Here is a 13,320-nt window from a genome sequence, read left to right as displayed (position 1 = left end):
TAGATACGAATGTCAAACGAACGTTTCCAGGCAGAAAGCCTGCCGATCAGGCTGATCGGCGGGACGTTTCCACCAGGCGAACGGCATGCTCCGACGCAATGGTGCGCACGGATTCAATACTGCATTCATCGGTGACAAAGGTATGAACCTGCGACAGGTGGCCGATCCTTACCGGCGCAGTGCGTTCGAACTTGGTGCTGTCGGCCACGAGAATGACGTGCCGGGCGTTGGCGATGATGGCCTGCGCCACTTTCACTTCACGAAAATCGAAATCGAGAAGCGCGCCATCGGCATCGATCGCAGATGCGCCGATGACGGCATAATCGACCTTGAACTGCCTGATGAAATCGACGGCCGCCTCACCGACGATGCCGCCATCGGAACCGCGCACGACGCCGCCGGCAATGACGACCTCGATCGTGGGGAAGATACGCAACTTATTGGCAACGTTGATATTGTTGGTGATTACCATCAGCTCGTGGTGGCCGAGAAGCGCCTCGCCGACAGCCTCCGTCGTTGTGCCGATATTGATGAAAAGCGAGCTGTTGCTGGGAATAAGGCCAGCGGCTGCACGGCCGATCGCCTGCTTTTCGAGCGCGGCGATCGAGCGGCGTGCTTCATATTTGACGTTCTCGGTTCCGCCAGGAAAGATCGCGCCGCCATGCACGCGGGACAGTACGCGCCCGTCGCAGAGATCATTGAGATCCTTGCGGATGGTTTGCGGCGTGACCGAAAAGCGCTGCGCCAGCTCCTCCACCAGCACGCGCCCCTCCGCCTTGGCGATTTCGAGAATCTCGGTCTGGCGTCCGGATAGGAACATGGTTTTCGCTCCCTTTCTTTCGTTTTTTCGTCATCATATGGTAAAGTGAAAATTCCGCAATTACCGGCGCGCGGATTGTATTGTTGGGAGATCAAGATGTTTCATCCGAAGCTATTCGAAAATCGCAATGTCGTGGTCACCGGCGCCGGTCGTGGCATCGGACTGGAAGTGGCCAGGCAATTTCTTGATTGCGGTGCCCGCGTCCTCGTCCATGTCGGCCGCGGCGCGGACCGGGAACTGCCGGATTTCCTGATGGAAGCGGAATCAGATCGTCGTGCTTTTCTCATTGCCGGTGATTTTTCCAGCGGTCACGGCACGCGGGATTTCGTCGGCGCCGCCAGCGAGCGTTTCGATCGCGTCGATGTCCTGGTCAACAATGCCGGCACCATGGTCGGCCGCTTTCCCGCTGGCGAACTGACGGACGAGCAATATGAAAGCATCGTTCATCTCAACCAGACCTCCGTCATGGAGGTGACCAGGGGGTTGCTGCCGCTACTGCGGGCGGCAGGGCAGGCAGCTGTCATCAACACCGTGTCGATCTCCGCCCTGACCGGCGGCAGCCCGGGATCCGCCATTTATTCGGCATCCAAGGCCTTTGTTGCAACCTATTCGAAAGCATTGGCCCGCGAGCTTGCGCCTGAAGGGATTCGGGTGAACTGCGTCTCGCCGGGCACAATATCAACTGATTTCCATGAGCGTTATTCCTCCAGGGAGAAGCTGGAGCAGACGCGCAAATCCATTCCGCTCCAGCGCTTGGGTACACCGGAAGATTGTGCTCCGGCCTATCTTTTCCTCGCCGCGCCCGCACTCTCCGGTTACGTCACCGGCCAGGTGATCGAGATCAATGGCGGTCAGCTTATCTGCTGAAAAATCGGACCTTTTTTGGTTCGCATGTCTTTTTTGAATCAGCTTATGGTTAGATAATATTATAAGCATACCTCTATACGAATTCTCACCAGAGGCTGTAATATGTCGTCGTCTCCACCGCAGGGCGGTGCCGCTGAACATAATATCGGGGAAGTTACAGAGAAGGCGCGAAAGGCAAGCGCTTTGCTGAAGGCGCTTTCGCATGAAACCCGGCTGGCTATTTTGTTCATGCTCGCCAAGCGCGAAAAAACCGTGATGGAGCTTGAAGCGCTTCTCGATCTGCCGCAGGCAGTGGTTTCGCAACATCTGGCACGTCTCCGTCTCGACAAGCTCGTCGATACGCGTCGTGAGGGACGACTCATTCACTACGCCGTCGCGCGCTCTGAGCTCTGTGCCGTGGTTGATTCGCTGCAGGAAGCCTTCGGCCAGCGCGATTGCTGATCGCTGCCCCGTTTTGGCCTTCAATTCATCATCGAATGGTCAACTGCCTGACATGACAGTGTTATGCGGCAGCGCTAATTCACCTTTGTTCGTCGAAGGAGGATAGCTATGCAGAACAATGAAATGACGATGTCGGAAGCTCTGCGAGATCCGATGATCCGCCAAATGCTTCGTGCCGATCGCGTATCGTTGAGCGATTTTGCCAAGCTTCTGGAAAAGACCGCGCGTGCAAGACATGCGGCGATTGGCGAACGGGATGCAATAGCACTTGCGCCGCGCGTGTTCGTTGAAGGCCCATGTGCCGGCCGCGAGATCGGCTACTAAAACCCACCCAGTGGCGCTACCGCAGGCGAAATGATTGCGGTAGCGGCGGAGATGCGAGCCGGCCAGGATTGTGTGAAATGGTCTTGGCCATTTTAGTTCGTGCTTCCAAGCGCCTTGCGGCTATGTAGCCGGCGGTTCCTCGTTCAGCGCATCGGCAAATTTTCGCATGAGCCTCACAAGCTCGTCGATGTCATTGACGTCCCAAGCTCCGAAGATGGAGCTGGCGATCCTGTCACGGGCCGCGTCCACTGCGTCCGTCATCAGCTTTCCCTTCGGCGCGATAACTGCCTCACGCACCCGACGGTCGGTGGCGCCGGCCTGCCGCGCCACGAGCTCGAGGCTTTCGAGCTTTGCGACCTGACGGCTGACGGTCGTATAGTCGCGGCCAATGCGATCCGCGAGCTCGACGACGCCAATCGGACCGAAGCGCTCGATCGAGACCAACAGCGGAAAAAGCGCCCGCTCCAGCGGAATTCCGGCTTCCTTGATCAGGATTTCGTCGCGCTGCGGCCGGTTTATCACGCTGACAATATCCAGCACTGACGCATGCAGTTTCCGAAATTGCAGCCGTATATGTGTATTTTGCACATTATTTCTTGACGTCATCGTCGATCTCCCATATGAGTGCATTATGCACATAATTTGGATGATCAAAAAGGAAAATATGCGATGAAAGCTGCAATCGTATTCGATGCGGGGCGCGTACCCGTCTTTGGTGATTTCGAGACGCCGGTCGCAGTCGGCGACGAGAGGCTTGTCTCCGTCGCCGCCGCCGCCGTCAGCCAAGTCGTCAAGAGCCGGGCATCGGGAAAGCACTACAGCTCCGGCAATCAATTTCCCTTCATCGTCGGTATCGATGGTGTGGGACGGCTTGATGATGGCCAACGCGTCTATTTCGTCCTGCCGAAAGCGCCTTATGGCAGCATGGCCGAAATTGCCGCGGCGCGGTCCGGACACCTTATTGAATTGCCCGAAGACCTGGACGATGTCACGGCGGCAGCTATCGCCAATCCCGGCGTGTCATCATGGGCAGCCTATCATGAGCGGGCAAAGCTCAGATCCGGCGAGACCGTTCTGGTCAACGGCGCAACCGGAACCTCGGGGCGGCTGGCTGTTCAGATCGCCAAGTATCTGGGAGCGGGCAAGGTCATTGCAACTGGCCGCAATCCCGACAGCCTCAAGGCGCTGGAAGGGCTGGGCGCGGATGTGATTATTCCGCTGGTCCAGGATAAGGCGACGCTGGAAGAGGCCTTCAAGGAGCAGTTCGCTGCAGGTGTCGATGTCGTCATCGATTATCTCTGGGGTGAAAGCGCTGAAAGCCTTCTCATTGCCGCCGCCAAGGCCGGCAAGGATGCGGTGCCGATCCGTTATGTCCAGGTCGGCGCGATCAGCGGTGGGGATATAGGCCTGCCGAGCGCCGTGCTGCGGTCGTCGGCTATCACGCTTATGGGCAGCGGTATCGGAAGCATCTCTCTCGACCGCTTCGTCAACGCGACCGGGGAGTTGCTCCGCGCAACGGTGCCGGGGAATTTCAAGATTGCCTCCAAGACGGTTCCACTTTCCGAGGTTGGAAATGCCTGGCCTCTTGATGACAGCAATCGGCGCACCGTCTTTAGAATCGACGGCGGCGTCTGATTGCCAACGGAGTGTGGTGATCCACCGTGAGCCGCACTCCGCTTTCCGATGTTGCGCTGACGATCCAGCCCATTTAACTGTCTCATTCGGGAGAGCTAAATGATCGAAAAGCTGGAATTCTTCATCGCGCTTGCCAACCAGAAGCATTTTGGCCGTGCGGCCGAGGAATGCGGTGTGACGCAGCCGACCTTGTCGGCGGCGATCCGGCAATTGGAAGATCAGCTCGGCGTCATGCTCGTCAGCCGCGGCTCGCGCTTTCAGGCGCTGACGCCGGAGGGGCAGCGCGTGCTGGAATGGGCGCGTCGCATTGTCGGCGACAGCCGCACCATGCGCGAGGAAATGCGCGCGGCGCGCAAAGGTCTTGCCGGTCATATCCGGATCGCGGCCATTCCAACGGCACTTGCCACGGTGCAGAAAATCACCACGCCTTTCCAGGAGAGGCACCCCGACGTGACCTTCTCCATCTTATCGCGCAACTCGCTTCAGGTACTGAGCCTGCTCGAAAATCTCGAGATCGATGCCGGTATCACCTATCTGGAGAACGAACCACTTGGGCGTGTCACCAGCGTGCCGCTTTATGCCGAGCGCTATCATTTGATTACGGCCGCCGGCAGCCCGTTTTCCGAGCGTGCAAGCGTCACCTGGAAGGAGATCGGCGATCTTCGGCTTTGTCTATTGACTGCCGACATGCAAAACCGCCGGATTATCAACCGACATCTTGCTGAAGCCGGCGCCACGGCCAAGCCGACGCTCGAATCGAATTCGATGATCGTGTTGTTTTCGCACGTCCAGACCGGACGTTGGGCGAGCATCATGCCGAAGAATATCGCCGATTCCTTCGGTTTTCCGGTCGATATCCGCAAAATCCCGATCACGGAGCCGGATGCGGAGCATCTCGTCGGGCTGGTCGCCACGCATCGTGAGCCCTTCACGCCGCTCGTCTCCGCTTTGTTGCATGAAGCAAGATTGCTCGCGGAAGCTGATAGGTCTTGATAGAAATTTTCTATCGAATGACGGGACTGCCTTATTGATCCTTTGCCTTCTCCCTGCGACCTTACTCGCAGGCGTGTCGATCGCGCGCCTCGGAGGAAATGCCGCATAAGTCTTTCTGAAATTGCCGCGGCGGTTTTCGGATTATGCGTGGGAGGTTTGTTTATGAGCTTGAACCTGGGTGCGGGCGAGATTGCGACCCGTGCCGGCACCATCATCGATAGCATGAAATCGATGGAAGGGCCGCTTTTGCCGATCCTGCATGGGATTCAGGAGGAGTTTGGCTATGTGCCGCAGGATACGCTGCCGCTGATCGCCAAGGCATTGAACCTTTCGCGCGCCGAAGTGCACGGCGTGATGACCTTCTATCACGACTATCGCGACCATCCCACGGGTCGCCATGTCCTGAAGCTCTGTCGTGCCGAAGCCTGTCAGTCGATGGGTGGCGATGAAGTCGCAGAGCGCATCAAGCGCCTGCTCGGCATCGATTTTCATCAGACGACGCTGGATGGCAGCGTCACGCTGGAGCCGGTCTACTGTCTCGGGCTCTGCGCCTGCGCGCCGGCGGCCATGCTGGATGGCGAGCTTTATGGTCGGCTCGACGATGAGAGCACCGACGACCTCGTGAAGGAGGCGCGTCAATGACCCTCACCATCTATATCCCTCGCGATGCTGCTGCCCTTTCGCTTGGTGCGGAGAAGGTGGCGAAAGCCGTTGCACAAGAAGTTGCCAAACGCGGCCTCGATGCGCGCATCGTGCGCAATGGCTCGCGCGGCATGTTCTGGCTGGAGCCATTGGTCGAAGTCGAGATCGACGGGAAGCGCATCGGCTACGGGCCGGTGAAGGCCAAGGATGTGCCAGCCCTTTTCGATGCCGGGCTCGCGGAAGGGGGCGAGCATCCGCTCTGTCTTGGGGAGGTCGAAAACCTCCCATTCCTCAAGGAGCAGACACGACTGACCTTTGCCCGCTGCGGCATCACCGATCCTCTTTCGCTTACAGATTATGAGGCCCATGGTGGCCTCAAGGGGTTGCGCCGCGCCATCGGCATGGCGGCAGGAGATATCGTCAAGGACGTCACCGATTCCGGTCTCCGTGGCCGTGGCGGTGCAGGGTTCCCGACCGGCATCAAATGGAAGACGGTGCTCGATGCGCCGGGCGACCGTAAATATATCGTCTGCAATGCCGACGAGGGCGATAGCGGCACTTTTGCCGACCGGATGATCATGGAGGGCGACCCCTTCGTGCTGATCGAGGGCATGGCGATCGCGGGTCTTGCGACAGGCGCGACCAAGGGCTTCGTCTATACGCGCTCGGAATATCCGCATGCGATCGCCGCGATGACCTCAGCTGTCGAGATCGCCCGCAAGGCCGGCATTCTGGGGAGCTCGGTTTTGGGTTCCGGCAAGGCGTTCGACATGGAGATCCGCACCGGTGCGGGCGCCTATGTCTGTGGCGAGGAAACGGCACTCTTGAATAGCCTCGAGGGCAAGCGCGGCATCGTGCGCGCCAAGCCGCCGCTGCCCGCACACAAGGGCCTGTTCAACTGTCCGACAGTCATCAACAATGTGATCTCGCTCGCTTCCGTCCCTGTCATCATGGACAAGGGGGCTGCCTTCTATCGTGATTTCGGCATGGGCCGCTCGCGCGGCACGATCCCGCTGCAGATCGCCGGCAATGTCAAATATGGCGGCCTTTATGAGACGGCTTTCGGCCTCTCGCTGGGCGATATCATCGACAAGATCGGCGGCGGCACGGCGACGGGACGGCCGGTGAAGGCCGTGCAGGTCGGCGGCCCGCTCGGCGCCTACTTCCCGCGCGCGCTGTTCGACACCCCGTTCGACTACGAATCTTTTGCGGCCAAGGACGGTTTGATCGGCCATGCCGGCATCGTCGTCTTCGATGACACGGCCGACATGCTGAAGCAGGCGCGCTTTGCCATGGAATTCTGCGCGGTGGAAAGCTGCGGCAAGTGCACGCCCTGCCGCATCGGCTCGACCCGCGGTGTCGAGACGGCGGACAAGATTGCTCGCGGCATCGAGCCCGAGAAGAACAGGGCGCTGCTTGCCGATCTCTGCAACACGATGAAGTTCGGCTCGCTCTGTGCGCTCGGCGGTTTCACGCCCTATCCCGTCACCAGCGCGATGACCCATTTTCCGGAAGATTTCTCTCCGGTTCCTTTGATTGAAGCGGCGGAGTAAGACCCATGTCTCTCGTTCCAGAAATCGACTACGGCACGCCCGCATCCCTTTCCGAAACCATGGTGACGCTGACCATTGACGGGCGCCAGATTACTGTGCCCGAGGGCACGTCGATCATGCGGGCCTCGATGGAAGCAGGCATTCAGGTGCCGAAGCTCTGCGCCACCGACATGGTCGATGCTTTCGGTTCCTGCCGCCTCTGTCTCGTCGAGGTCGAGGGCCGCAACGGCACCCCGGCCTCCTGCACGACGCCGGTCGCACCTGGTATCGTCGTCCACACGCAGACCGGTCGGCTCAAGGATATTCGCCGCGGGGTTATGGAGCTTTATATCTCCGACCACCCGCTCGACTGTCTGACTTGCGCCGCCAACGGCGATTGCGAGCTGCAGGACATGGCCGGCGCCGTCGGTCTGCGCGATGTTCGCTACGGCTATGAGGGCGACAATCACGTCAAGGCGCGCAACAGCGGCGACATCAATCTGAAATGGATGCCGAAGGACGAATCCAACCCTTATTTCACCTATGATCCTTCGAAGTGCATCGTCTGCTCGCGCTGCGTGCGCGCCTGCGAAGAGGTGCAGGGCACGTTTGCGCTGACCATTGAGGGCCGCGGCTTCGGCTCGCGCGTCTCTCCCGGCATGCACGAACATTTCATCGACTCGGAATGCGTTTCCTGCGGCGCCTGCGTGCAGGCCTGCCCGACGGCGACGCTGACCGAGAAGTCGGTGATAGAAATCGGCCAGCCGGAGCATTCGCTCGTCACCACCTGCGCCTATTGCGGCGTCGGCTGCTCCTTCAAGGCGGAAATGCGCGGCGAGGAACTGGTGCGCATGGTGCCCTGGAAGGATGGCCAGGCCAATCGCGGCCATTCCTGCGTCAAGGGCCGCTTCGCCTATGGCTACTCGACCCACAAGGACCGCATCCTTAACCCGATGGTGCGCGAAAAGATCACCGATCCCTGGCGCGAAGTCACTTGGGATGAGGCCTTTGCTCATATCGCCACCGAGTTCAAGCGTCTGCAATATCAGTATGGCCGCGAATCCGTTGGCGGCATCACCTCGTCGCGCTGCACGAATGAGGAAACCTTCCTCGTGCAGAAGCTGGTCCGCGCCGGCTTCGGCAACAACAATGTCGATACCTGCGCCCGCGTCTGCCACTCTCCCACAGGCTATGGCCTGGGTCAGGCTTTCGGCACGTCTGCCGGCACACAGAATTTCGACAGCGTCGAGCATTCCGATGTCGTCCTCGTCATCGGCGCCAACCCGACGGACGGCCATCCGGTCTTCGGTTCGCGCCTGAAGAAGCGGTTGCGCCAGGGCGCCAAGCTCATCGTCATCGATCCGCGCCGCATCGATCTGGTGCGCACCCCGCATGTCGAGGCGAGCTTCCACCTGCCGCTGCAGCCGGGCACCAATGTCGCGATGATGACGGCGCTTGCTCATGTCATCGTCACCGAAGGCCTGTTCGACGAAAAGTTCATCCGCGAACGCTGCGACTGGTCGGAGTTCGAAGATTGGGCAGCCTTCGTCGCCGAACCACAGCACAGCCCGGAGGAAACGGAAAAATATACCGGTGTTTCCCCGGATCTCGTACGCGGTGCGGCTCGTCTCTTTGCCACGGGCGGCAATGGCGCAATCTATTATGGCCTGGGTGTCACTGAGCACAGCCAGGGCTCGACCACGGTCATGGCGATCGCCAACCTTGCCATGGTGACGGGCAATATCGGCCGTCCGGGCGTCGGCGTGAACCCGCTACGTGGGCAGAACAATGTGCAGGGCTCCTGTGACATGGGCTCTTTCCCGCACGAGCTGCCGGGCTATCGCCATATCTCCGATGATGCGACGCGTGATATCTTCGAAAAGCTCTGGGGCGTGAAGCTCAACAACGAACCGGGTCTGCGCATTCCCAACATGCTCGATGCCGCCGTCGACGGCAGCTTCAAGGGCCTCTACATCCAGGGCGAAGACATCCTCCAGTCCGACCCGGATACCAAGCATGTTGCCGCCGGTCTTGCCGCGATGGAATGCGTCGTCGTCCACGATCTCTTCCTGAACGAGACCGCCAACTACGCCCATGTCTTCCTGCCGGGTTCGACCTTCCTCGAAAAGGACGGCACCTTCACCAATGCCGAGCGCCGCATCAACCGCGTGCGCAAGGTCATGACCCCGCGCAACGGCTATGCCGACTGGGAAGTGACGCAGAAGATGGCGCAGGCCATGGGGCTGGGCTGGAACTATACGCATCCGTCCGAGATCATGGATGAAATTGCCGCAACGACCCCGAGCTTCGCGCTCGTCTCCTACGACTATCTGGAGAAGATGGGCTCGGTGCAGTGGCCCTGCAACGAGAAGACGCCGCTCGGTTCGCCGATCATGCATGTCGATGGCTTCGTGCGCGGCAAGGGTAAGTTCATCCGCACCGAATATGTCGCGACCGACGAACGCACCGGTCCGCGCTTCCCGCTACTGTTGACGACGGGGCGCATCCTCAGCCAGTACAATGTCGGCGCGCAGACGCGGCGAACGGAGAATGTCGTCTGGCATGCCGAGGATCGTCTGGAGATGCATCCGCATGATGCCGAGCAGCGCGGCATTCGCGAAGGCGACTGGATCAAGCTGACCAGCCGCTCCGGCGATACGACGCTTAGAGCACTGATCACCGATCGCGTTGCTCCCGGCGTCGTTTACACGACCTTCCACCACCCGGACACGCAGGCAAACGTCATCACCACGGACTATTCCGACTGGGCGACGAATTGCCCGGAATACAAGGTGACGGCAGTGCAGGTCTCGCCGTCCAACGGTCCCTCGCAATGGCAGGTCGATTACGACGAACAGGCTCGGCAGTCTCGGCGTATCGCCGGGAAGATGGAGGCCGCGGAGTGAATTTGAACGTGGGGAAAGATACCCCCCTCTGTCACTATCGTGACATCTCCCCCACTGGGGGGAGATTGTTGGGAGTTTGCCGCTCGTCACTCGCAAGACAATAGACTGTGATTTCAGCAGACTCGATGTTTGCTTGAGGCAAGAGAGTGCTGCGGGTTACCAATCTCCCCCCTTGTGGGGGAGATGTCACGAAGTGACAGAGGGGGGTATTCCACGCCCCATCACGCAATGACCAAATTCACCCCCACCACCACCGTTCCCGAAACCGCCCGCCGCAATGGCTTGGTTCGCTCCGGTTCCCGCATTGTCCCCGAGGAAGTGCCGATCGCCTTTTCCTATGGTGGCTCCTCGCATGCCGTCATGATGGGAACGCCTGATGATCTCGAGGATTTTGCCTTCGGCTTCAGCCTGAGCGAGGGTATCATCACCGATATCGGCGAGATCGCTGCCGTCGAACCGCTCGAGGACGAGCAGGGGATCGATGTGCAGATTACCCTCGTCGATAATGCAGCCGACGCGCTGCGGCTGCGGCGTCGACACATGGCAGGTCCTGTCGGCTGCGGCCTTTGCGGCATCGAATCGATAGAACAGGCGGTGCGCAAGGTTCCTGATGTTTCGAAGGTGGCGTTGACGCTGACGCAGAAGGATATCGTCCGCGCTATCGCGTTACTCAATGATGCCCAGCCGCTGCATCGCGAAACGCGCGCCGTGCATGGTGCGGGATTCTATATTCCGTCCGAAGGGCTGCTTGCGGTACGCGAGGATGTCGGCAGGCACAATGCGCTCGACAAGCTCTGCGGCGCGGTCATCCGCTCCGGCCGCAAGGGAGGGGAGGGCGTGGTGGCCGTCACCAGCCGGTTATCCGTCGAGATGGTGCAGAAGGCTGCCATATTGGGTAGTTCCGTGCTGGTCGCCATCTCCGCGCCGACCGCGCTTGCCATCCGCACCGCTGACGAGGCCGGCATGACGCTGGTGGCGCTGGTGCGCGGCGACGATTTTGAAATTTTCACCCATCCGCATCGCATTATCACGGGGAGCATTGCCGATGTCGCCTGACGAAACACATCACGGCAAGACCGAAACGAAGCTCATCTATATGGCAAACCAGATCGCGACTTTTTTCAAGACGCAGCCAGCGAGCGAAGCGGTTCAGGGTGTCGCCACCCACATCAACAAATTCTGGGAGCCGCGCATGCGGCGTCAGTTGTTCGAAATCATCGATCACGGCGATAACGGCTTGAGCCCTCTCGTGCTGGAGGCCGCTCCCTTGATCCATCGGCCGGCACCTGTGGAGAAAACTGCGCCGGCTTAGTATCGCAAGCCTGCTAGTGCTATTGGATGGAGGAGGAGAATCCATCCTGGATTGTGATTCTTGCCAAAGGCATGTGAATACCGGTCTCTGAAACGAGGAGGAGTAGTTCATGACGGCTGCGGATACGAATATTTCCAGAGGCACGGCAACGGCGGGTCTGCTCGATCGTGAGCGCATCATCGCCAGGCCGGGCTTCAACCGATGGCTCGTGCCGCCGGCCGCTCTTGCGATCCATCTCTGCATCGGCATGGCCTATGGTTTCAGCGTCTTCTGGCTGCCCTTGTCCAAGGCGCTTGGCACCCCCACTCCGGCTCCGGCAGAATGCGCGAGCCTCAATCTTCTGACTGCCCTGTTCACGACAAGCTGCGACTGGCGTGTTGCCGATCTCGGCTGGATGTATACCCTCTTCTTCGTGGTGCTCGGCTCCGCCGCCGCCATGTGGGGCGGCTGGCTGGAAAAGGTCGGACCGCGCAAGGCGGGTGTCGTCTCCGCCTGCTGCTGGTGCGGCGGTATCCTGATTGCCGCCGTAGGTGTCATCTTCCATCAGCTTTGGGTGATGTGGATCGGCGCTGGCGTCATCGGCGGCGTCGGTCTTGGCCTCGGCTATATCTCGCCCGTGTCGACGCTGATCAAATGGTTTCCCGACCGGCGCGGCATGGCGACCGGGATGGCGATCATGGGCTTCGGCGGAGGCGCCATGATCGGGGCGCCGCTTGCAAGCCTACTGATGAACCACTTCCGCACCGATGGTTCGGTCGGCGTCTGGCAAACCTTCATCGTCATGGCCGCGATCTACTTCGTCTTCATGATGGGTGGCGCCTTCGGTTATCGCCTGCCGCCTGCCGGCTGGCGTCCGGAAGGCTGGACGCCGCCCGTTGCCAAGAGCACGATGATCACGACGAAGCATGTGCATCTGCGCGATGCGCACAAGACCAAGCAGTTCTGGCTCATCTGGGCCGTGCTCTGCCTCAACGTCTCCGCCGGCATCGGCGTCATCGGCATGGCTTCGCCGATGCTGCAGGAAATCTTCGGCGGCGCGTTGATCGGCCTGCCGGACCTGAAGTTCACGGATCTCAGCAAAGATCAGGTGGCTTTGGTCGCGGCGATCGCCGCCGGCTTTGCCGGGTTGATTTCGCTTTTCAATATCGGCGGACGCTTCTTCTGGGCCTCGCTCTCCGACAAAATCGGCCGCAAGAATACCTATTACTGCTTTTTCGTCATCGGTATCGCGCTTTATATTTTGGCCCCTTGGGCGGCAGGCATTCATAGCAAGGTGCTGTTCGTCGGTGCCATCTGCATCATCCTGTCGATGTATGGCGGCGGCTTTGCGACTGTTCCGGCCTATCTCGCCGATATATTCGGCACGCAGTTCGTCGGCGCGATCCATGGCCGGCTGCTGACGGCATGGGCAACGGCCGGCATCATCGGGCCGGTCGTGGTCAACTATATCCGCGAGGCGCAGAAGGCGGCCGGCGTCGAAGGAGCGCAGCTCTACACCTTCACCATGTATATCCTCGCCGGCATGCTGGCGCTTGGCCTCATCGCCAATTCGCTGGTTAGGCCGCTTGCGGACAAGTGGTTCATGTCGGATGAGGAAGTGGCGGCACTCCAGGCGAAGACCGCCGCCAATGCCGGTCCCACCGGCTCCTTCGGCATCGGCACGGGCGGCTTCGACGGCAAGGCGCTGATCGCCTGGGCCATCGTCGGCATTCCGCTGCTCTGGGGCGTCTGGGTGACGATCAAGAGCACCTACGCGCTGTTCGGGTGAGAGTTGGTCCGCATAAAGGGCCAATCGAGCAGTGTGAAACCGCGGAGATAGAAGTTTGGAATTGATGGGTGTCCCGTTCG

13 protein-coding genes are annotated in these 13,320 nt (G+C 60.1%); 11 read left to right on the top strand and 2 right to left on the bottom strand.

Annotated features, from left to right (window positions below; all coding sequences use genetic code 11):
• Nucleotides 1–46: 46 nt before the first annotated feature.
• Nucleotides 47–820 carry a DeoR/GlpR family DNA-binding transcription regulator gene (locus BSK43_RS04455; RefSeq protein ID WP_077471796.1) on the bottom strand — a complete coding sequence of 258 codons (774 nt, stop codon included), beginning with the start codon at nucleotides 818–820 and terminating at the stop codon, nucleotides 47–49.
• Between the two features lie 96 nt (nucleotides 821–916).
• Here BSK43_RS04455 and BSK43_RS04450 point away from each other — a divergent pair, with 96 nt between their 5' ends.
• The 3 genes from BSK43_RS04450 (at nucleotide 917) to BSK43_RS04440 (ending at nucleotide 2,452) form a co-directional block, all read left to right on the top strand.
• Nucleotides 917–1,687 (top strand): SDR family oxidoreductase, encoded by a 771-nt coding sequence (locus tag BSK43_RS04450; protein WP_077471795.1) that lies wholly within the window; start codon nucleotides 917–919, stop codon nucleotides 1,685–1,687.
• 102 nt (nucleotides 1,688–1,789) lie between these two features.
• Complete coding sequence (locus BSK43_RS04445) at nucleotides 1,790–2,128, top strand: metalloregulator ArsR/SmtB family transcription factor (protein WP_068388969.1); 339 nt, start codon at nucleotides 1,790–1,792, stop codon at nucleotides 2,126–2,128.
• A gap of 108 nt (nucleotides 2,129–2,236) precedes the next feature.
• Nucleotides 2,237–2,452, top strand: a complete 216-nt coding sequence (locus BSK43_RS04440; RefSeq protein WP_077471794.1) for a hypothetical protein — start codon at nucleotides 2,237–2,239, stop codon at nucleotides 2,450–2,452.
• 120 nt (nucleotides 2,453–2,572) lie between these two features.
• On the opposite strand, the gene BSK43_RS04435 is transcribed toward BSK43_RS04440, so the two are convergent.
• Complete coding sequence (locus BSK43_RS04435; RefSeq protein WP_077471793.1) at nucleotides 2,573–3,058, bottom strand: MarR family winged helix-turn-helix transcriptional regulator; 486 nt, start codon at nucleotides 3,056–3,058, stop codon at nucleotides 2,573–2,575.
• Between the two features lie 63 nt (nucleotides 3,059–3,121).
• Here BSK43_RS04435 and BSK43_RS04430 point away from each other — a divergent pair, with 63 nt between their 5' ends.
• From BSK43_RS04430 to BSK43_RS04395, 8 genes are all read left to right on the top strand, one after another.
• Complete coding sequence (locus BSK43_RS04430; RefSeq protein WP_077471792.1) at nucleotides 3,122–4,087, top strand: zinc-binding alcohol dehydrogenase family protein; 966 nt, start codon at nucleotides 3,122–3,124, stop codon at nucleotides 4,085–4,087.
• 99 nt (nucleotides 4,088–4,186) lie between these two features.
• A complete protein-coding gene (locus tag BSK43_RS04425) occupies nucleotides 4,187–5,080 on the top strand; it encodes a LysR family transcriptional regulator (protein WP_077471791.1) in 894 nt (297 codons plus the stop codon).
• Nucleotides 5,081–5,242: 162 nt separating this feature from the next.
• The gene (locus tag BSK43_RS04420; protein WP_077471790.1) at nucleotides 5,243–5,722 is read left to right on the top strand and encodes a formate dehydrogenase subunit gamma; all 480 of its coding nucleotides are present in this window, start codon (nucleotides 5,243–5,245) and stop codon (nucleotides 5,720–5,722) included.
• Nucleotides 5,719–7,275: an NADH-quinone oxidoreductase subunit NuoF gene (locus BSK43_RS04415; protein ID WP_077471789.1), complete on the top strand. Its 1,557-nt coding sequence runs from the start codon at nucleotides 5,719–5,721 to the stop codon at nucleotides 7,273–7,275. Before BSK43_RS04420 ends, BSK43_RS04415 begins: the two co-directional genes overlap by 4 nt.
• Nucleotides 7,276–7,280: 5 nt before the next feature.
• The gene (gene fdhF / locus BSK43_RS04410; protein WP_077471788.1) at nucleotides 7,281–10,160 is read left to right on the top strand and encodes a formate dehydrogenase subunit alpha; all 2,880 of its coding nucleotides are present in this window, start codon (nucleotides 7,281–7,283) and stop codon (nucleotides 10,158–10,160) included.
• 228 nt (nucleotides 10,161–10,388) lie between these two features.
• On the top strand, nucleotides 10,389–11,216 hold the full coding sequence (gene fdhD / locus BSK43_RS04405) for a formate dehydrogenase accessory sulfurtransferase FdhD (protein WP_077471787.1): 828 nt from the start codon (nucleotides 10,389–10,391) through the stop codon (nucleotides 11,214–11,216).
• Nucleotides 11,206–11,472, top strand: a complete 267-nt coding sequence (locus tag BSK43_RS04400) for a formate dehydrogenase subunit delta (RefSeq protein WP_077471786.1) — start codon at nucleotides 11,206–11,208, stop codon at nucleotides 11,470–11,472. Before fdhD ends, BSK43_RS04400 begins: the two co-directional genes overlap by 11 nt.
• 109 nt (nucleotides 11,473–11,581) lie before the next feature.
• Nucleotides 11,582–13,240 carry an OFA family MFS transporter gene (locus BSK43_RS04395; RefSeq protein ID WP_077471785.1) on the top strand — a complete coding sequence of 553 codons (1,659 nt, stop codon included), beginning with the start codon at nucleotides 11,582–11,584 and terminating at the stop codon, nucleotides 13,238–13,240.
• Nucleotides 13,241–13,320: the final 80 nt, after the last annotated feature.

The sequence above is a fragment of the Rhizobium sp. P44RR-XXIV genome (assembly GCF_001999485.2).
In the GTDB taxonomy this organism is placed as follows: Bacteria; Pseudomonadota; Alphaproteobacteria; order Rhizobiales; family Rhizobiaceae; genus Rhizobium.
The sequence above is the reverse complement of the archived record's forward strand: the minus strand, read 5'-3'. Positions and strand labels throughout refer to the sequence as shown.